A 20,559-nucleotide genomic window follows, 5' to 3' on the forward strand; every position below is an offset into this window, starting at 1 on the left:
GACAGGCATCTTCTGTCAGAAAGAGATTGGTGTTTTTTTGGTTTTTAGCCAGCTTCAGAGAACTGACTGTTGTACAGATCAGCGTAGAATCCGCCTTGCGCAAGCAATTCAACATGTGTTCCTTTTTCAATCACATCTCCATGATTCATGACCAGAATCACATCCGCATCACGAATGGTCGACAACCGGTGAGCAATAACAAAGCTAGTCCGGTCTTTCATCAGTTCGTTCATTGCTTGCTGGATCGCAATCTCGGTTCTCGTATCCACTGAACTTGTTGCTTCATCCAGGATCAGAATCGATGGATCCGCCAAGATCGCACGAGCGATGGTAAGAAGCTGCTTCTGACCTTGCGAAATATTCGATGCTTCCTCATTCAGCACGGTGTCATAACCATCCGGTAGCGTACGAATGAAATGATCGGCCCGGGCAGCAATGGCAGCCTGCCGAATCTCAGCTTCCGTTGCTCCTTCTCTGCCGTAGGCAATATTGTCGCGGATTGTACCATTAAACAGCCAGGTATCCTGCAGTACCATACCGAACATTTCACGGAGAGTACCACGCGGCATGTCTGTAATATTAACCCCGTCAATTCGGATTTCTCCGTCCTGAATCTCATAGAAGCGCATCAGAAGATTGATCAGCGTCGTTTTACCAGCACCCGTAGGTCCGACAATGGCTACGGTTTGTCCAGGCAACACATCCAGGTTCATATCTGAAATGAGTGTCTGTCCGTCTTCATATCCAAACTTCACATGATCAAAGGTAACTGCGCCTTGAACCTCTTCCTGTGCCACGTTACTTCCTGCTTCTTTCACTTCTTCTTCTTCATCGAGCAGTTCAAATACACGCTCGGCTGAAGCTACAGTAGATTGAATAACGTTGGCGATATTGGCCAGCTGCGTAATCGGCTGAGTGAACTGACGAGAATACTGGATAAAAGCAAGAATGTCTCCCACTAATATTCTCTCTTTGGTGACTAAAACCCCGCCTACGATACAAATTAATACATATCCTAGATTTCCAATAAACTGCATCAGCGGCATAATGAGTCCAGAGATAAACTGAGCCTTCCAGCCCGTATGGTACAGCTTCTCATTAATCTCGTCAAAATCATGAATGGATCTTTCTTCGCGTCCAAAAGCTTTGACTACATTATGACCTGTGTACATCTCTTCCACATGCCCATTCAGTTCGCCAAGTTTTTTCTGCTGACCGACAAAATATCCTTGAGAACGTTTAGCAATCATCGTTACGACAATGACACTAAGCGGTAACGTCAGAAACGTAATAAGTGTCATCAAAGGACTGATCGTCAGCATCATTACGATAACCCCGATAACGGTCACAAGCGAGGTGATGAACTGCGTTATGCTTTGCTGCAAGGTGTTACTAATGTTATCCACATCATTTGTAGCACGGCTAAGTGTTTCTCCATGGGTGCGTCCATCAAAATATTTAAGCGGCAAACGCGACAACTTTACGTTGATCTGTTCTCTCATTTGGAATACGATACGCTGTGCTACACCAGACATTAAATATTGCTGAGCATAGCTGAATAAAGAACTTAGCAGATAGAGTCCGCCCAGCAGCATCAAGATACGGTAGATAGCCGTAAAGTCAATTGGCATAGCAGACTGTCCAGACATCTTCGCAAGGGCCGGTTCCGCTAAAATGTTTGTAGCACGCGCCATGATCTTCGGTGCAACAATGGTAAATACGGTGCTCAGAATCGCCATAATAAAGACGAGTACAAGCATTTTATTCTCTGGCTTCAGATATCTCACGAGCCGTTTCATGGTTCCTTTAAAATCTTTTGCCTTCTCTACAGGACCTCGGCCTGGATGTCCGCCGGGATGCCCCGGTCCTGCAGGCGGCGGTGTACGTTTCTCACTCATGCGATCTCCTCCTCTGATAACTGTGAGGATACAATTTCACGGTAGACTTCGTTATTAGCTAACAGTTCTCTGTGGGTACCGCTGCCCACAATTTTTCCTTCATCCATAACAAGGATCCGGTCTGCATCTCGAACTGTACTCACGCGCTGGGCGACAAGAATGACAGTTGAGTTGGAAGTTTCATCTTTCAAAGCAGCTCTCAAACGGCTGTCCGTTTTAAAATCGAGTGCCGAGAAACTGTCATCAAACACATAAATTTCAGGTCTGCGCACCAAGGCTCTTGCGATGGACAAGCGCTGCTTCTGGCCGCCAGAAACGTTATTCCCGCCTTGAGCGATTACGCTATCGTATCCATTTTCCATTTCGCTGATAAAATCAGAAGCCTGTGCTACAGAAGCCGCATGCTCGATCTCTTCTTGGGTCGCATCTTCCTTACCATATCGAAGATTATCCGCAATGGTTCCCGTAAACAGGATTGCCTTCTGAGGTACATAACCAATTTTTGAACGTAGATCATCCTGCGTCATTTCCCTGACATCTACTCCATTTACCTTCACACTGCCCTCCGTCACTTCATAGAAGCGAGGAATGAGACTGAGCAGCGTTGTTTTACCTGAACCGGTACCGCCAATAATGGCGGTTGTCTCGCCTGGTTTGGCTGTAAAACTGATCCCTTCAAGCGCATATTCTTCAGCACCTGGATATTTGAAAGAGACGTTATCAAACTCCAATGTTCCATAAAGCTTGTTCGGTTTTGCAGGTGTATCTGGATTTTTTAGTTCTGGTTTCATCTCCAGCACTTCGTTAATTCTGACAGCAGAAGCCGATGCTCTTGGAAGCATAACGAAGATCACGGAGACCATAATCAATGAAAACATAATCTGCATTGCATATTGGATAAATGCCATCATATTACCGACTTGCATATCTCCGGTATCAATACGAAGGCCGCCAAATCCGATGATCGCAATAACGGTGAAGTTCATGATCAGCATCATGGACGGCATCATAAAAGCCATAATTTTATTCACTCGAATCGCCGTTTGAGTTAAATCCTGATTGGCTTCTTTAAAACGTTCTTTTTCAAAATGTCCTCGGTTAAAAGAACGGATAACCCGAATTCCAGTAAGCTGTTCACGCAGCACCAGATTCAATCGGTCTAGTTTTTTCTGAATCGCCTTAAATAAAGGCAGCCCTTTAAATGCAATAAGCGCTACTGTTCCTGCCAAGATCGGCAGAGATATAACAAGAACCAGTGAAAGCTTGGCATCCTGCGAGATTGCCATGATGAGTCCTCCGATAAACATTAGGGGAGCACTAATCATCATTCGCATCATCATGAGCAGCACATTTTGTACTTGGGTAATATCATTCGTTGTACGGGTGATGAGTGAAGCTGTTCCAATTTGGTCAAATTCCTGCAGCGAGAAATTTTCGACATGTCTAAACACTCGGCTGCGTAAATCCCGTGCAAACTTCCCAGATACTTGAGAGGCGAGAAAGCTGACCAGGATCGAACATAGTGCTCCAAGTAGAGCAATAAACAGCATCGTTCTCCCTACACTCCAGATATAAGGAACGTCGTTATTCTGTATCCCTATATTCACTATCTTTGACATCAATGTAGGTAAGTATAGATCAGACATCGACTGTAAAAATACAAAGATAATGACAAGGATCACTGGAAGTTTGTAAACATTCAGCATCCTTAAAAGTTTCAGCATGGTTTTTCACTTCCTTCTTTTCTCTTTCGTTCTTCCTTTTCTTCTCGGACCATGTCATGGTACTCATGAACCCGATTCAGGAGCAAGGTAAGCTGCTTCGTATCCTCTTCTCCAAGGTACTCCACAAGTCCGTGCATGGTAGTCATCATTTCTTTGTGAACTTCTCTGACTACTTGTTGTCCCGCCTCTGTAATCTTGATGCGGACTACCCTCCGATCATCCGGATCCACTTTCCGCTCCACTAGACCTGCTTCTTCCAGGGTCCTGATTACTGGTGTAATTGTAGGAGATTTCACACGAAGAAGATTGCTGATTTCAGATGCCTTCATCCCCTCGATCTGCTCCTTCGTCGTGGGTCCCTTCTCCATATATTCGCTGATTTTACATACAACGGAGGCAGGATCTCGCTCTGTCTCCGTACCTCTAATCAACGCTGTTAAAAGCATAATTTCGCTGGGGTTACGTCCTTCCGTCTTTCGTTGTTTCCATATCCCCCGATTAAACTTCATAAACGTATAGAGCAAACTTTGTACCGTTGTATCTTCATTCATTTTTGTAAACCCCTCCTTTACAACCGAATACCCTTATATCCTTCTGAAATTAATCATAACCCTAAATTGTTAGGTATCCTAATTAACTTCAAGCAAGCAAATTATATTCCCCGTTATCAGGAATGTCAACTCGTCTCTATTACAGAATAAAATCCCCCTTACTGCTTATTTTTATGAAGCTCTTCTAAGCCCCTTAGATACAAAAGAAAAGCGATGGCATAGTCGCCATCGCTTCCCTCATATCCCTACTATTCCCTAGCTGTAGACACCTGGGAACTGAACTCAAAATACTGCCTTGCATTTCGATATGAAATATCCTTTACAATATTTCCGAGCAGCTCCATATCGTGGGGAACTTCTCCTTGCTCTACCCATTCTCCAAGCAGATTACACACTAACCTGCGGAAATATTCATGTCTTGGATACGAAAGGAAACTCCTTGAATCCGTGAGCATCCCAACAAATCGGCTAATGAGTCCCGCATTCGCGAGTGCTTTCATCTGAGCAAGCATTCCGTCTTTGGTATCATTAAACCACCATGCAGATCCGAGCTGGATCTTGCCTGGAATACCGTCCCCTTGAAAACTTCCCGTAATCGCAGCCAGCACCTCATTATCCCTCGAATTAAGTGAATAGAGGATGGTTCTTGGCAGTGCGTCTTCGATTGCAAGAGAATCCAAGAGCTTTACAAGCGGACCTGCGACCAGGCTGTCATTGATCGAGTCATATCCCGTATCCGGTCCAAGCAGATGGTACATTCTTGTATTGTTATTCCGCGCTGCATTGATATGGAATTGCATGGTCCAGCCCCGAGCTGCATACAACTTCCCTAGGAAAACAAGCGTATAGGTTTTGTATTTCTGCTCATCGTTCAAGCTGACCTTTGCGCCCGTCCGAGCTTGTGCAAAGATAGCAGCTGCCTCTTCTTTCGTTGTATCTGCATAAGGAACATAATCAAGCGCATGATCGGAGACCCGTCCTCCTACAGAGTGAAAGAAATCCACCCTCTCTTCCATTACTTGAAGGAAGGTATCATAGTCTTCTATCTTTCGCTTGGCAACCTGCTCGAGCTGAGTTAACCAGGGACGGAAGCCATCACGATTGATCTCGAGTCCTTTATCGGGACGGAAAGAGGGTAACACTTCGGTATCGAAGCCCGGAATCTCTTTAATTAAAAGGTGATACTCCAGCGTATCTGCCGGATCATCTGTTGTACAAATCACGGTAACATTTGATTTGGTTATGAGATCACGTGCACCAAAACCTTCACCATTCAGTTTGGCATTTACTTTTTCCCAAATCACAGGTGCATTCTTTTCATTAATTAGTTCATATACACCAAAGTATCTTTGCAGCTCTAGATGTGACCATGCATAGACCGGGTTCCCAATCGCCAGTGGTACGGTTCTAGCCCAGGCCATAAACCGGTCGTAGTCGCTGACACTTTCATCGCCGGTTATGTATTTCTCTTCTACTCCATTCGCACGAAGCAGCCGCCATTTATAATGGTCTCCATATAGCCAAGCCTCCGTCAGATTACGGAAGGTTTTATTCTCGTAAATTTCCTTAGGACTTAAGTGACAGTGATAATCGATGATTGGCATATCCTTAGCATAGTTCTCAAACAACGTAATCGCTGTGTCGTTCGTCAACAAAAACTGCTCATCCAGAAAAGACTTCATCTACCCTTTCACGCTCCCTATAAGTTCCTTTTAGTTCATTTTGGTTTACTTACTACCTAAAACTACACTGTTTTCCCAAAAAATTCAATATAAATTGACAGCGCTAACAAAACCTTTTTTTCTATGTAACATCTTTATCCAACTTACATGGATTTTTGGCAAGGTAATTGCTTAGTGATTTAACTCATTGAAGAAGTTCTGTTTTTCATGCAAAGTTTATCGAAATGTACCAAAGGGGCGAACTCTAATGGCAAAAGTGATTTCCAATATGCACCTGAATGAAAAAGTGGGTCTGCTTGAGGTGGAATGTGACCGCGGCGGAAAACCAGGACAGTTCTACATGCTTCGAGCCTGGGATACCTATCCGCTACTCCCAAGACCCATTAGTATCTTTGATTGTACGGATCACAGCATCCGTTTTCTATACCTGGTTGTTGGCGAGGGAACCCGCCGTTTATATCAGCTCCGCGCAGGTGACAACCTGATGCTGGAAGGACCTTTTGGCAATGGATTTCCTGAACTGAGCGGGAAAATTGCGCTGATTGGCGGCGGAATTGGAATTGCACCTTTTTATTACGCAGCAAAACAGTATGAGAATGCAGATGTCTATCTCGGGTTTAGCGACCAGCCCTATCTCGTAGAAGAATTCAAACAAGTCTCTTCCTCCGTTACCGTTGATGTTGGCGGTACGATTCTGGACACCATATCGTTTTCTGATTATGACCATGTCATCGCATGTGGTCCTGAAGGAATGCTAAAAGCAGTTCAAGCGAAACAAGCAGCAGAACAGACCGATGCAAATGTCTATGTTTCTCTAGAGAATAAAATGGCTTGCGGTGTTGGTGCTTGCCTTGCTTGCAGTACGAAACATAAAACAGGGCGCAAAAAAACATGTACGGACGGCCCTGTTTTTCGAGCAGAGGAGGTTTCTTTTGTATGATTGATCTTTCATGTAATATTGCAGGTATTTCATTTAAGAATCCCATCGTCATGGCTTCCGGAACCTTTGGTTTTGGACGGGAATACAGCGGGTTCTATGATATCAATAAATTGGGCGGATTTGTGGGTAAAGGCCTTACCTTGCAACCCAAAGAAGGTAATAATGGCACACGTATGGCGGAAACGGCTGCAGGAATGATGAATAGTATCGGCCTTGAGAATCCAGGAATCCATGCTTTTCTTACACAAGAAAGTGCCTACTGGCAGTCACTAGATACCGTTCGAATTGTGAACCTCGGCGGCGGAACACTTGAGGATTATAGAGCCGGCGCAGAACTCATTCAAGAACATGAGCAGAGAATCCGCAAAGATACTGGCCGTTCATCCATCGATATGATTGAACTGAATATCTCCTGCCCGAACGTAAAAGAAGGCGGAATGGCATTTGGGATTCAGACCGATGCAGCCCGTCATGTCGTACGTGCAGTGCGAAACAAGACGAGCCTGCCTCTTATAGTAAAGTTATCGCCGGGTGCTGAGAATTTGGCGGAAATGGCAATCATGTGCGAGCACGAAGGAGCAGACGCCCTCTCCCTTATCAATACCATCTCTGCTATGAAAATAGATATACGCAAGCGCAAAAGTGTATTCGAGCATGGTTATGCCGGATTATCAGGTCCTGCTATCAAACCGATTGCCCTTCGTATGGTTCATCAAGTTGCCCACGCGGTTACCCTTCCCATTATCGGTATGGGCGGAATTACAACGGCTGACGATGTTATTGAGTTTATTATGGCAGGCGCTGATGCCGTACAGGTAGGTACGGCTAATTTTATTAATCTCCGTACAGGTCCAGATCTAATAGAAGGGGTTACAGCCTGGATGGAACAAGAAGGCGTCCAGTCACTTGATGAGATTCGCGGCATTATTTCATAGATTACATTGGAATCATCTGACCTAGAAACATAAGTTTTATTTTGATATACAACCTCTCTTTCGTTTAAAGCGTCCTTTCTAGCAAAGAGCGTTATAATAAACATGAAAGAGAGGTGTTTTTTAATGCAGATTAAATTTCTTGGAACCGGCGACATGTTCAGCTTCGAACAGGATCATAACAGTGCCATGATCGAGCATGAAGGTACAAGGCTCATTATTGATTTTCCCGAGTCTAATAGCAAAGCACTTCACAAACTAGGAATTCCCCTCAGCGATGTACGGGATGTGTTCATTACTCATCTACATGACGATCACATCAATGGCTTACAGCAGCTTGGCTACTACGCACAAGTATTTGGTGATCATAAACCGACCTTGTATATTCACGAACAATTGGTTGACCCGCTATGGCGCACGCTAGAGCCCGGAATGAAATACACCGTCGGTGGCGAAAAATCACTTGAGGATTATTTTCATATCGTACCGTTGCAAGAAGGAACTCCCTTCACTATTGGCGGCATAACGTATGAGATGACTAGAACCCAGCATGTACCTGGCATGATAAGCTGCGGTCTACTCGCAAGAGGGTATTTCTATTACAGCGGAGACGCTACCATGGACCAGAATCTACTGCTAGACATCGATCAAGATGTGAAAATCATTTTTTATGAGTGTCATATGCAGGACGTAACGATCGGCTCGCACACTTCACTCGGTGATATTCAGGCCCTGCCTGAGTCCATTCAGCGGAAAACGCTGCTGATGCATTACCATGACGGGTACGCAAATAGTGACGTGAGAGAACGGTTTAACCAACAATCGCTGGCGAAGCTTGCCCATCCTCTAGAAGTGATTGAACTATGACGGATCATCAACCGAATAACAAAAACACCCCTCCTCAGGAGGGGCCTTCTGATGATGTCGATATGGACGAGCTGGAACGAAATCAATCAACATCATCTTCTCAACCCTACTACACCTATTTCAAGCAAATGCTATACATTGGCGTAGCGATCATTATTGCTTTTGTGCTGGTGAGTTTACTTAGTGCAATAGGCTTTAATGTATTCGTGATAACCCTGAATCTTTCTACAGCTATTCAATGGACTACTTCATATATCTTGCCTTGGATTTTTCTATACTATTTCATTCAATTCGTCCGGGCTTTTGTTAAAGGGAAGCAAGGTTAACGAGCTGGTATTCTCTCCACTCTTCAGGCAGTAAGGAGCGATAAGGTTCCTGGGTAAAGCGATCATCAATCAGCACGAGCACGCCTTCATCTTCTTCGGTTCGAATGAGCCGCCCGCCTGCCTGAAGTACTTTATTCATGCCTGGAAAAACATATGCATAGTTAAATCCATTACGCCCTGTTTTATTAAAATAATCCTTCAACATGTTGTTCTCCATGCCAATCTGCGGTAACCCCGTTCCCACCACTATGACACCGTTCAGTCGATCCCCTGGCAAATCCACACCTTCTGAGAACACACCCCCAAGTACGGCAAAAGCAAGCCGGGTTTGCTCTGGATGTGGCTGAAAAGCTTGCAAGAAGGCATCGCGTTCCTCTTCGCTCATGAATGTTTGCTGAATCACCGTATCGATCCCCTGGCCTTGCTCCTGAGTAAAGGTATCATATACTTCCTGCATGTACGTATAAGAAGGAAAAAAGACAAGTAGATTCGTACGCGGCCGCTCTTCTGCGACTTGCTGAATCAACTTTGCTATGACCTGCTTCGAGCGCTCGCGGTCATTATAACGAACCGAGACAGGGACAAGCCTTACATCCAGCTGATCCTTGTTGAATGGAGAAGGAATGCTCAGCGTATAATCCTCTTCACCCGCACCCAGCATATCCCGGTAATAATTCATCGGCGACAGAGTGGCTGAGAAATGAATAATGGAGCGATACCCTTTTCCTGCTTGCCGAAGCAGTTCGGAAGGATCCAGACAGAAGATTTTGATTTTGAAATCACTGCGAATAATCTCCGCATAGGTTAGATAACGTTCGTCATAGAACTTGGCCATCCGAATAAAGTTTTGTGCTGCAAAGTAGGTACTGAGCAGTTCTTCCTGTGCTTCTACACTCACCCTGGATGTTGCAGTCCCGGTTACCAGCTCAATTTCTGCTGTCTCCACAAACTTCTCCAGCTTTTGAATCAGCGCTTCAGGCAGTTCGGATTGGATGATTCGGCCGTCTGCATTGCAATTATTTTTAACGGCAAGCAAGAAGGAATTCACCTCTCCTGCTGCGCGAGATACACCTTCATTCGCTGTCTTATACTCGCTCTTGATTCCTAGGAACACAGATTTAACCAGCTCTGCTGAGAACATGTTTCTGCCTCGGTCCACCAGGTTATGTGCCTCATCGACTAGGACAGCTGTCTTTTTCTTCTGGTCTTCCATCAGCCGCTTCAGAGATACTCTCGGATCAAAAATATAGTTATAATCACAAACCACTGCATCTGCCGCATAGGCGATATCAAGAGAGTATTCAAACGGACAAACCCGGTGTTTGCGTGCATACTGTTCGATCACGGGTCTTGTCATGATCGTCTCATTTGTCATAATATCGAGGACAGCCCCGTTAATCCGATCGTAGTATCCTTCGCATAACGAGCACTTTCCTGCATCGCAAGCTTCCTCATCTTTAAAACAAATCTTATCTTTTGCTGTAATCGTTACGCTGCTTACATGAAGACCCTGTGCCTGCATTCTAGCAAAAGCCTCTTCTGCCGTCGCTCTTGTCGTCGTCCGCGCAGTAAGGTAGAAAATTTTGCTGATATGTTTTGCTCCCATCGCTTTCACTGCCGGAAACAAGGTGGACATCGTTTTCCCGATTCCTGTAGGTGCCTTTGCCATGAGTCCCGCACCTTCTTGAATCGTTTTGAACACGGCACCTGCAAATTTACGCTGACCCGCCCGGTAGTTCGGGAAAGGAAATGGCAGAGCCTCAATCGAATTATTCCGCTCTTCCTCATGGATACGGAGCATGTCCGCATAGGGAGCATAAGCTGCTACGATCTCGTGTGCGTAAGCTTCCAGCTCTTCGAAGGTATAAGCTTCGAACAATTTTCGCTGTTCTCCACTGCCCGTACGTACATAGGTAAGCTGAACCTGCATGCGGGGCAAGTTCTGTGCTTTGGCATGCATATAAGCATACATTTTCCCCTGCGCCCAGTGGACTTGCAGTCCTTCTCCCAGGTCCGCTAGCGGTGCTGCTGTTGATTTGATCTCATCAATCGTCCACTCTCCGTTTAGCTGGATGAGCCCATCACAGCGCCCTTCGATATGGAATAACAGCTCCTCATGCTGAATATCGGTGGAAAGAAATACTTCCTTCTGATCTGTTTCCGCATAGGATTTCTGAATGCTCTGATGAATCCGGGTTCCTTCATGCATCGTAGCATTCGTCCTGAAACCGCTCGTAATGCTGCCGCTGCGATAGACGTACTCTACCAGCGGTCTTACCGATATGGAAATATCATAACTCATATAATCACCCGCTCCTGGTCTTATTCATCTCTTCACTGTAACAGAACAGCATGCCAGAAACCAGTGAACAGCAAGTTAGAAACCCTGTTTTAAAAATCTCGCACATCCCATTATTTGTAATATAATAGATGAAATGAACACAAAGGAGACCCTATATGCTTTTTATAATTATATTGATAGGGATCGTTATCCTTATCCTTTTAGATATTAGAAGTAAATTACCTAAGAAACGAAACATAGTAAAAGATGAAATTGATAAATCCAGACAAATACGAAAGAAACTCCGGGATGAACAAACACGATATAGTAAAAGAGACGGCGATAAATAGCTAATCTATCTCTCATGTTTAGAAAGCAACCTGTTTATATGCTATATTTTGATGGTAATACATGTTATCTCATTATTAGTGCACAGGAGGTTGTTATTATGTATCTTTATATTTTCTCATCACCGATCACAGATGCACGCGAGGAACATCACTACGTCACGATTCAAGGCGAAGAAGGTACACGTTACATTGTCGAAATGGATAATCCTATCGAGGGAGAAGCAGCGGTTCCCGGATATGAAGTCATTGATGCAAACGGTACGATCGCAGGCAGCAACTTCATCGTTATGAATAACATCCCTGTTACCGAAGAGGGACGAGAAGCGTTTGAAGCCCGATTCATGAACCGGGCACGTAAAGTGGACGGCGAATCTGGCTTTTCCGGTATCCGTGTACTTCGTCCACTGAACAGTGACACCTATGTCATTCTGACCGCCTGGGTATCCAAAGAAAGTTTTGAAGCATGGCAGAAGTCTCAAGCCTATTCCCAAGCACATGCTAAACGCGATACAAGCGAAGGTATTGCTGCACAAGCACCGTCAATCTTCGCCCGCCCATCCTTTGTAACGATGTACACCGCAGAGTAATATAAAATAATGCAGCCCGTCCACTTCCCCGTTCTAGCCTGAACAGGAGTGGACGGTTTTTTGTGTATTCTTTTTTGTATTCTTTTTTGTACTCTTTTTTGCACTTTTTTTGTGCACTCTTATTTTGCGTGCTTTTTTTGTTTAATCCCTTTTTATGTATTCATACTTTACGTATTTATATTTTACCTATCCACATTTGCTCTAATTTCACTTCGCCTGAATCCTTTTTTCTTATTCCTTAATTCATTTCCCTTGGACTCGTTGCTCATCTCAAGGAGCAACGATGTCCCTTACCGCCCCCCATCTGGGGGAAGGATTGATCTTGTCCTGCACTTTCGGAACTGCGCTAGCGTAACTCCAGGGAATAAGATGATTACGAGATCGGCGCGACTTTGGCTTTGGCTGGACCTTTTCACCTTGAATCCACCCTGTCCAGACAAAACAAGCGGAGCAAAGAGCACGTAATCACCGTTTCCCTTCTCCCCAACTTCCGCACAATACCGTCTCCCTTTACCGCTAACCTCTGCAATAATGGGTATATTACTTTGAAATGATGAATAGATTGTCTTTTGACATCCCCCAGCGCGCATAGGATAATATTTTCTAGTGATAAGGATGTAACTTATATTCTAAAATAAGATATAATAAAACCATTATTTTACATTATGGCTTGTCACATGGAAGTATAGGAGGGAACCTGTTGGAACGCCAAATCTGGAGCAGATTTATTACGAAGCCATTTGTATTCTTCACCTTAATTATGATTATAAAAAGCTACCTGACTTGGTATGCCATCTTTGACAACATTCCTTTCTGGCAACCTTTACTCACCGAGGTTCCTTTTGTATGGCTTATTTTTTGTTTTATTGAGCGCTTTTCTCATAAACGTAAAATCGGCTATTACATGATTGCCAATCTTGTCATTACCATCGTTTTCTTTGCTGCCATTATGTACTACAAATATTATGGAGTCATCGTTACATATCATGCACTAGCTCAAGTGAATCAAGTTACTTCCGTCAACAGCAGTGTTTTCTCTCTGCTTGCACCCTATTATCTGCTTATCTTTGTTGATGTTATTGTGCTTAGTGTTTATTACATTCAGCGCAAGATTAGGCAAAAGAAACAGGGTTCTAGATCAACCATAACCTTGCCTCGTATAGGTAAGCGGACGGCTGTCATTATCTTTGCTTTTTCTGCGCTGCTGACCCTCTATAACATTTGGCCGAATCGTGCCAGTATGAACGAGCTGAATCAAGCGGAATCGATGGGGATACTTAATTACGAGGCTTATATGATTGCCGCAGATAAACCAAGTGATCCCGTACCTGCTGATCAGATTACACAGGATAAAATTAATGAACTAAAAGGTTTCTCCGCCGACCAGCCTGCGATTTCTACTTATTGGGACGCGGCCAAAGGACGGAATGTCATCATTATTCAAATGGAGTCTTTTCAGAATTTTCTGATCGGGCTTCATATCGACGGTAAAGAAATTACACCTAATCTAAATGAACTTGCTAAAGAAAGCCTGTATTTCCCTCACTTCTATCAGCAAGTAGGTCAGGGAAATACATCGGATGCAGAGTTTGTCGTGAATTCTTCCTATTACATTCCAGCAAGAGGGGCTTCTTCCCAGGTATACACCGATTATGAAGTGCCTAGTTTAGCCAAACTGCTGGATCAATACGGTTATAATACAACCACTTTTCATACCAACAAGGTAGAGTTCTGGAACCGTAAAGAGATGTATGCAGCGCTCGGCTTCGGAAAATATTACGATATGGACTTTTTCGGTAATGAAGACGCGGTTGCCTTTGCTGCTTCCGATGAAGTGCTGTATAAGAAGACATCTGAAGAGCTAGAGGCACTTCAGGACACAGGTAACCCTTTCTATTCTCAGGTCATTTCCATGTCCGCACATCATCCATATCATCTGCCCGAAAGTAAATATAAAATGGAGCTTCCAGCGCGTTATGAGAATACGCTCGTAGGTGATTATATAAGAGCACAGAACTACGCTGACTATGAACTTGGTATTTTCATCCAGCATCTAAAAGATAACGAGGTGTGGGATAACAGCCTCATTGTTCTGTATGGAGACCATCTCGGACTCCCGCTCTACTCACTTGAGGAAGATGATCATACCTTGATGAAAGAAATTTTTGGACGTGATTATACTCGCGCGGATATGATGAACATCCCGCTGATTATTACTGCACCGGGTGCTACTCACGGGGCTCGTATTGATCAGCTTGGAGGTCAATCCGATATTGTGCCTACTGTCGCAAGCTTGCTTGGTATATCCATGGATGACTATATTCATTTCGGTCAGGATCTGCTGACCGGGCATTCTAATCTTCTTCCAGAGCGATATTACCTTCCTTCTGGATCGCTGATTACCGAAGAAGGCATGTTTATTCCAGGCAGTGGTTATGAAGATGGTACACGGTATCCGCTTCCCTTAATTGAAGAGACAGCCGATCCTTCGTTTGTATCTTCTCTGAATCCACCGCCGGATGCGCTGAAGGAAGCGGGCAAGAACATAAACAAGGGAACGGTCAGCAAAGAAAAATACGATCGCGCGCTTGAGCTGCTTCACCTTTCAGACAGCTATGTAACCCAGTTACCGAAGCGATAAATCATCATCTTCTTTGCAAAATAGAAAATACGAAAAACCCTCTGTACTTGTATAGAGGGTTTTTCGTATTTATAACCTTTGTTTACCACTAGTGTATCTAGCAAAGGTTATCATCGTTAGCTTTTTTGTTTCAGCATAGGCTCGGTGAACGCGATCCATTCTCTTACTGCGAAGGATTGATAACGATCTTTACGCCAAACCATACCAAGTTCCCAAGGAATACGTTCGTGAAGCGGTAAAATACACACTTCCTCCACATCCAGTTCCCTGCAAATCGTCTCCGGCATAAGCGCTACACCAAGCCCTGCTGCTACCATATTGCTGATCAGATCCCACTGGGCACTTTCATAGATAATCCGAGGCTGGTAGCCTGCTTTTTGACAAGCACCAATAATGCGGTCATGCAAAGTAAAGTCTTCACGGAACAGAATAAATGCATCTTCCCGAAGTGCTGATAAACGAATCTCCTGCTCACCAGCAAGCGGATGCGTAGGATGAAGCACTACCTTAAGTGATTCTGTAACAAATACATACCCCTCTAGTAGAGAGTCATCGGCCGGCAAGACAGTAACACCAATATCAAGCGCACCGGATACCACGTCTTTCTCTACTTTTTTCCCGCCATCCTCAAACAGCTGAATGGTGATATTCGGATACTGTTTGTAGAACTCCCCAATGACCCTAGGGAAAAAGCTTGCACCGATCATTGGCGGAAGCCCAATACGGATATGCCCCTTTTTGAGATTCATTAAATCATCCAGCTCCGAGGACAAGTTATGAAAAGAGTTCACAATCTCTTGAGCCTGTCTTGCAAAAACCTCTCCTGCATCTGTAAGCTCGACTTTCTTCCCGTACCGATCAAGAAGAGTCACCCCTAATTCTTCTTCCAAATTCTTAACCGTCTTGCTGATCGAAGGCTGGGTTATATACAGGGCCTGAGCTGCTTTGGTAAAGCTCTTTTGCCGCGCTACTTCCAAAAAATAATTCAGATGCCTAATGTCCATAAGTGAACTCCTTCCCTACTATAGAAAAAAGGAATAGTAGAAATGCTTAATATGCATTTTACTCATGAAAGAATTTAATGTAAAATTTTCAGTAACAAAACATTCCAATTTCAAAGTGATTTCTTATCTATATTTCTTTGTTTTTTAAGGAGGTCCATCTCATGAAACAAACAGGAAAGATCGTATTTCAGGTCCTGATCCTGCTCTTGTTCGCTCTGCTTATGAACGGGATGACGAATCTCCTGCACCTGCCTATTCCTGGATCGATTCTTGGTATGGTGGTTCTGTTTATCCTTCTGCAGACCCGCATCATTAAACTCAGTTGGATTGATGCCGGTGCAAGCTGGCTGCTCGCAGAGCTTCTATTGTTTTTTATCCCCTCCGCTGTTGGGGTTATGAATTATTTCGAAATGATGAAGCAAGATGGTTTAAGTATTCTGCTCGTCATTCTGATCAGTACATTTCTTGTTATGGCTGTATCGGGGCTTGTTGCTTCGATCATGACAAAAAGAAAGGAGAAAAAACAAAATGACCGCATTGCTCTGTCTCGTCTTCACGCTAGCCATCTACCTGCTAGCCAAAAAAATGTATAAGAAGATGCCTAAAGTGTACTTATCTCCACTCATTATTGTGCCTGTGGTCATTATTGTTGCTCTTCTGACGACGGATACATCTTATACCTCATACAACAAAGGCGGGAGTATACTGACTCTGCTCTTGCAGCCTGCAACCGTTGCATTTGCAATCCCGCTTTATAAATATTTGAAAGAACTTAAGCAATATTGGCGTGAAATTGTGACCGGTGTATCGCTCGGTTCTGTAGTCGCTATCTCTTCTTCTGTTCTTGTTGCCAAGGGACTACATCTTGATCCAGGCCTTGAATCAAGCCTGCTCCCGCACTCGATTACGACACCGATTGCGATGAACGTAGCTACCATGATTGGAGGCGTGCCTCAGATCACCGCTGTCTTCGTCGTTATGACGGGACTCATGGGACTTTTAATTGGACCTTATACCCTGAAATTGTTGAAAATTGACGGGGAAATCGCCCGTGGAATTCTTTATGGTACAAGTGCGCATGGTACCGGGACTTCCAAAGCATTCGAATTCAGTCCGCTTACCGGGACGATATCCAGCATATCCATGGTGCTCTCCGCTATCATCACTCTGGCATTATCCCCTGTCATATCGATGTTTTTGTTCTCTTAATACACCCTCTATCCCTTTTTTTTCAAAAAAGTTATTGTATTGCAGGACACTCTTACCTTAAAATGAAAGAACGATAACATCGCTGATTAGCGGGGGAGATTACCCATGAAGAGAACCGGTATGAAAAGAGCGCTCGACCGCCTTGGCCGCATTGTTCTACCAAAAGAGATGCGTGATACCATGGAGATAGATATCGGCGACCCGCTTGAGTTCTTTATTGAAGGTAAGGAGTTAATCCTTCGTAAATACAAATCTACGTTATGCATTTTTTGCGGAAATGTAGATACTGAAATGTATTTCAAGGAGCAGTTTATCTGCAAAAGTTGTGCCAAAGAGCTAAAAATCGCGGAAAATTTAATCGATATTACAGCAGGCGAACGACAAGAAAAGACACTTTCTGAGCATGAACGACGTGCTACCTACTTTATTAAGCCAGAATTGTCAGCAAAAACTAACGTACATAGACATCCGTTCGCCACCAACTCCGATGAATTTGCCCGTGATGTTAGACCGAAGACAGCGCAAATGCTGCGTAAGATGAAAGAAATACTAGATACGCATCCCGGTATCTCTCAGAATCAAATCGCTGAGAAACTAGGGATCAGCCAAGGGCGTGTATCTCAGCTCAAGAAACTTCTTTAGTAAACGGTATCATTTAGGAACATCAGATTTTAAAGTAGCAGTTACATTACAAAAGGTACACAAAGTGGACAAGCCCCTCTTCATCAAGAAGAGGGGCTTGTTTATTGTAATTATCTTTGAAGCAGAACCGAGAATCACCTATACCGATTCATTTGACGGCTCTGAAATAAACAGCCGATCTCCATACCTAGCAGACTGTAATGCAGCTACAGTAACTGCCTGTGTGCGGAGGGCATCCTGGTAATCTGACCGAATGAGGCTTCGATCTCCTGTCCGAAGAGCATGCAGGAAGGCTTCATTTTCACTCTTATAAGGATTATTCTCACCCGCTATGGTTTGCTTTCCTTCCGCCGTAGAAATGGCCAGCTGTTCAGGATTCCAATCCCATATACCTTCCGCTGTATAGAAAGTAAGTCCGGATCGTCCCGCTACTCCATCAGGTAGAATACAGGTATTCATAATATTAGCTACTGCCCCATTTTGCATCTTTAAGTTTACAGTCCCTACATCTGGAACCGTAACTCCTTCATGGAGCTTGTGCATGCTGCGCCCCGCATACATCGCCTGTACCTCTGACACTTCGCCGGCTACATAACGGAGTAAGTCGACAATATGCGTGGTCTGTTCAATAAATTGCCCGCCAGAGCCTTCTAGATCACGCCACCAAGCTACGCCGGGCATTCCTCCATTCCAGCAACCACTGGCCATCCCGATCATTTGTCCCGCTAATGCCTGTTTGAGCTTTTCTGCATGCTCCTGATAGCGAAAATGATACCCTACAGCTGTCAGCAGTCCCTTCTCACGAATCGCAGCTTCAATTTGCATCGGCAGCTCAAGATCAACCGACAGCGGCTTCTCCACAAAGAAAGGGATGCCCCGTTCGATTAATGCAAACTCTATCTCTCCATGCGCCATCGGCGGAACACAGATATAAACCGCATCCAGCTTTTCCTGTTCAAGCATCGTATGAAGATCTTCATAAGGATTTGCCTCATATTTTACAGCCATCGTCTGCGCCTTTTCGAGACTCGTACCGAGAATCGCTTGTATCTTCACATCTTCTGTCTCATGAAGCAGATCGGCATGCACTTTACTAAACCACCCCGTACCAATGATTCCGATGTGTAACATCATTCCATCATCTCCTTCATATCTAATCTAGATCCGCTGCAGCTTTGCTTCTTGGATCAGCTGTTCAAGCTCCTGGTTATACATCTCTTGTTCCATATCCGTCCAATTATTTGCCTCAGACATATAGGCAATGACGGCGGATTTATACTGCTCCACTTGCTGAATTCGAAAAAACAAGCTGCCCGTACGCCGTACGAAAAAGTCTGCCGGTGTTACCGCCATCTCTTCTTCCATCGCATACTGAAGCTGCGTGAGTAATGGAGCAGGCAGATCATAATCCTGCACTTCTTGCTCTGACCGCTCTGCTATCTGATACAGCCGCTCCGTATTGGAACCATACATCGTAACAAGAGAGGATGCTTCTTCCCGTGTAAATCCATACCGCTGTCCCTCATTTGTCATTCGTTCCACAAATGCAGGATATCCACTGCTTCCACCGACATGGCCTCCTGAAATCGGCATTTGTTTTGTCTGACAAGAACGAAACACGTGCCCACTCGTCTCATGGAGTAACTTTGAAGCTAAATCTACGACCGTCTCAGCCATCTTTCGATAACCGGTTAATTTGCCGCCAGCAATCGTGACCAGTCCCGTTTCCGACTGCCAGATTTCATCTTTTCGTGAAATTTCAGAGGCGTTTTTTCCTTCTTCATAAATAAGAGGACGGATCCCTGCCCAGCTCGATTCCACATCATCGCAAGTGATCTCAGCACTTGGGAACATGAGCTGGATCGCCTTCATGACATAATCCAAATCTTCGTGTTCTACCTGTGGGTGAGCCAGATCTTCCTCATAGACCGTGTCGGTTGTACCCACATACGCTTTGCCCTCTCGTGGAATCGCAAAAAGCATACGGCCATCCGGCGTATCAAAATAAACAGCCTGCTTTAGTGGAAAGCGGCTCTGATCAATGACCAGGTGCACACCCTTTGTGTGCTGCAGCACTTTTCCTTTTTTGGAATGATCCAGCTCACGAAGTTCATCTACCCATGGACCGGCTGCATTCACCACTTTCGCTGCTCGAACCGTGAATTCCTTTCCTGATACCAGATCTCGCACGATTGCACCTTTGATTTGCTGATTTTCATAGAAAAACTGAGTTGCTTTTACGTAATTCACTGCATGGGCTCCCTGCTTAACTGCTTCTTTCATCACTTCAATGGTAAGTCTTGCATCATCCGTCCGGTACTCCACATAGTAACCTCCGCCTGACAGGTCCTGATCATTCAGCAGGGGTTCTTTTTGCAGCGTCTGTTCTTTACTCAGCATCACTCTGCGTTCATTCTTCTTCACTCCAGCCAGGAAATCATACACTCGAAGTCCGACCCCGGTCATGAATTTGCCATACGTTCCTCCCTTATAAAACGGAAGCAGCATCCACTCGGGTGTCGTAACGTGCGGGCCATTCTCATATACAATCGCTCGTTCTTTACCGACCTCGGCTACAACATCAACCTGAAATTGTTTGAGATACCGAAGACCGCCATGCACAAGCTTCGTAGAGCGGCTGGACGTCCCGGCGGCGTAATCCTGCATTTCCACTAGAGCCACTTTCATACCACGGGATGAAGCATCGAGAGCAATCCCTGCGCCTGTAATTCCTCCGCCGATAATGAGCAAATCATATGTATTCTTCTCCATCATTTGGGTCATTTCGAGTCTTGATACCCCTGCAAAACCTGTTGTCATAAGAGAAAACCTCCGCCCCCATCATTTCTTTAACCTATGTAAAAAAGACTGCAAAATAGCACACGGGATATTCCCCAAGTGGATTTGCAGTCTCTCCTTCTCTTC

Annotated in this window: 16 protein-coding genes and 1 pseudogene; 9 read left to right on the forward strand and 8 right to left on the reverse strand. The window is 44.6% G+C overall.

Going from position 1 to position 20,559, the window contains the following annotated elements:
* Positions 1-44: 44 nt before the first annotated feature.
* The 4 genes from H9647_RS13520 to uxaC all read right to left on the reverse strand — a co-directional run bounded on the left by H9647_RS13520 (position 45) and on the right by uxaC (position 5,855).
* Positions 45-1,898, reverse strand: coding sequence for an ABC transporter ATP-binding protein (locus H9647_RS13520; protein ID WP_191800736.1), 1,854 nt, complete (start codon positions 1,896-1,898; stop codon positions 45-47).
* Positions 1,895-3,622 (reverse strand): ABC transporter ATP-binding protein, encoded by a 1,728-nt coding sequence (locus H9647_RS13525; RefSeq protein WP_191800738.1) that lies wholly within the window; start codon positions 3,620-3,622, stop codon positions 1,895-1,897. The genes H9647_RS13520 and H9647_RS13525 overlap by 4 nt, the downstream gene beginning before the upstream one ends.
* Positions 3,616-4,173 (reverse strand): MarR family winged helix-turn-helix transcriptional regulator, encoded by a 558-nt coding sequence (locus H9647_RS13530; RefSeq protein ID WP_191800740.1) that lies wholly within the window; start codon positions 4,171-4,173, stop codon positions 3,616-3,618. Before H9647_RS13530 ends, H9647_RS13525 begins: the two co-directional genes overlap by 7 nt.
* Positions 4,174-4,421: 248 nt before the next feature.
* A complete protein-coding gene (uxaC, locus tag H9647_RS13535; protein WP_191800742.1) occupies positions 4,422-5,855 on the reverse strand; it encodes a glucuronate isomerase in 1,434 nt (477 codons plus the stop codon).
* 247 nt (positions 5,856-6,102) lie between these two features.
* Here uxaC and H9647_RS13540 point away from each other — a divergent pair, with 247 nt between their 5' ends.
* From H9647_RS13540 to H9647_RS13555, 4 genes are all read left to right on the forward strand, one after another.
* Positions 6,103-6,795, forward strand: coding sequence for a dihydroorotate dehydrogenase electron transfer subunit (locus H9647_RS13540; protein WP_191800744.1), 693 nt, complete (start codon positions 6,103-6,105; stop codon positions 6,793-6,795).
* Entirely contained in the window at positions 6,792-7,730 is a 939-nt protein-coding gene (locus tag H9647_RS13545; protein ID WP_191800746.1) for a dihydroorotate dehydrogenase, read from the forward strand. Before H9647_RS13540 ends, H9647_RS13545 begins: the two co-directional genes overlap by 4 nt.
* A 123-nt stretch (positions 7,731-7,853) precedes the next feature.
* A complete protein-coding gene (locus tag H9647_RS13550; RefSeq protein ID WP_191800748.1) occupies positions 7,854-8,594 on the forward strand; it encodes an MBL fold metallo-hydrolase in 741 nt (246 codons plus the stop codon).
* Positions 8,591-8,920, forward strand: coding sequence for a hypothetical protein (locus tag H9647_RS13555; RefSeq protein ID WP_191800750.1), 330 nt, complete (start codon positions 8,591-8,593; stop codon positions 8,918-8,920). The genes H9647_RS13550 and H9647_RS13555 overlap by 4 nt, the downstream gene beginning before the upstream one ends.
* Here H9647_RS13555 and H9647_RS13560 read toward each other — a convergent pair.
* The gene (locus H9647_RS13560; RefSeq protein ID WP_191800752.1) at positions 8,901-11,222 is read right to left on the reverse strand and encodes an ATP-dependent DNA helicase; all 2,322 of its coding nucleotides are present in this window, start codon (positions 11,220-11,222) and stop codon (positions 8,901-8,903) included. The two genes, H9647_RS13555 and H9647_RS13560, sit on opposite strands and share 20 nt — an antisense overlap.
* A 427-nt stretch (positions 11,223-11,649) precedes the next feature.
* Between H9647_RS13560 and H9647_RS13565 the strand changes: the two genes are divergently transcribed.
* Both H9647_RS13565 and H9647_RS13570 read left to right on the forward strand, forming a co-directional pair.
* The gene (locus H9647_RS13565; RefSeq protein ID WP_191800754.1) at positions 11,650-12,138 is read left to right on the forward strand and encodes an antibiotic biosynthesis monooxygenase family protein; all 489 of its coding nucleotides are present in this window, start codon (positions 11,650-11,652) and stop codon (positions 12,136-12,138) included.
* Between the two features lie 760 nt (positions 12,139-12,898).
* Complete coding sequence (locus H9647_RS13570) at positions 12,899-14,779, forward strand: LTA synthase family protein (RefSeq protein WP_191800846.1); 1,881 nt, start codon at positions 12,899-12,901, stop codon at positions 14,777-14,779.
* Positions 14,780-14,895: 116 nt separating this feature from the next.
* On the opposite strand, the gene cidR is transcribed toward H9647_RS13570, so the two are convergent.
* Positions 14,896-15,783 (reverse strand): cidABC operon transcriptional activator CidR, encoded by an 888-nt coding sequence (gene cidR, locus H9647_RS13575; RefSeq protein ID WP_191800755.1) that lies wholly within the window; start codon positions 15,781-15,783, stop codon positions 14,896-14,898.
* A 161-nt stretch (positions 15,784-15,944) separates the two neighbouring features.
* On the opposite strand from cidR, the pseudogene H9647_RS13580 reads away from it, so the two are divergent.
* From H9647_RS13580 to H9647_RS13590, 3 genes and pseudogenes are all read left to right on the forward strand, one after another.
* Positions 15,945-16,313, forward strand: a pseudogene (locus H9647_RS13580) (CidA/LrgA family protein); the annotation flags it as partial.
* A complete protein-coding gene (locus H9647_RS13585) occupies positions 16,312-16,992 on the forward strand; it encodes a CidB/LrgB family autolysis modulator (RefSeq protein ID WP_191800760.1) in 681 nt (226 codons plus the stop codon). The pseudogene H9647_RS13580 and the gene H9647_RS13585, both read left to right, overlap by 2 nt.
* A 105-nt stretch (positions 16,993-17,097) precedes the next feature.
* On the forward strand, positions 17,098-17,634 hold the full coding sequence (locus H9647_RS13590; protein WP_191800762.1) for an AbrB/MazE/SpoVT family DNA-binding domain-containing protein: 537 nt from the start codon (positions 17,098-17,100) through the stop codon (positions 17,632-17,634).
* 138 nt (positions 17,635-17,772) lie between these two features.
* Here the strand turns inward: H9647_RS13590 and H9647_RS13595 are convergent, their stop codons facing one another.
* Positions 17,773-18,768, reverse strand: coding sequence for a Gfo/Idh/MocA family protein (locus tag H9647_RS13595; RefSeq protein ID WP_191800764.1), 996 nt, complete (start codon positions 18,766-18,768; stop codon positions 17,773-17,775).
* Between the two features lie 24 nt (positions 18,769-18,792).
* Positions 18,793-20,454, reverse strand: coding sequence for a glycerol-3-phosphate dehydrogenase/oxidase (locus tag H9647_RS13600; RefSeq protein ID WP_191800766.1), 1,662 nt, complete (start codon positions 20,452-20,454; stop codon positions 18,793-18,795).
* Between the last annotated feature and the right edge of the window lie 105 nt (positions 20,455-20,559).

The sequence above is a fragment of the Paenibacillus gallinarum genome (assembly GCF_014836635.1).
GTDB lineage: Bacteria > Bacillota > Bacilli > Paenibacillales > Paenibacillaceae > Paenibacillus > Paenibacillus gallinarum.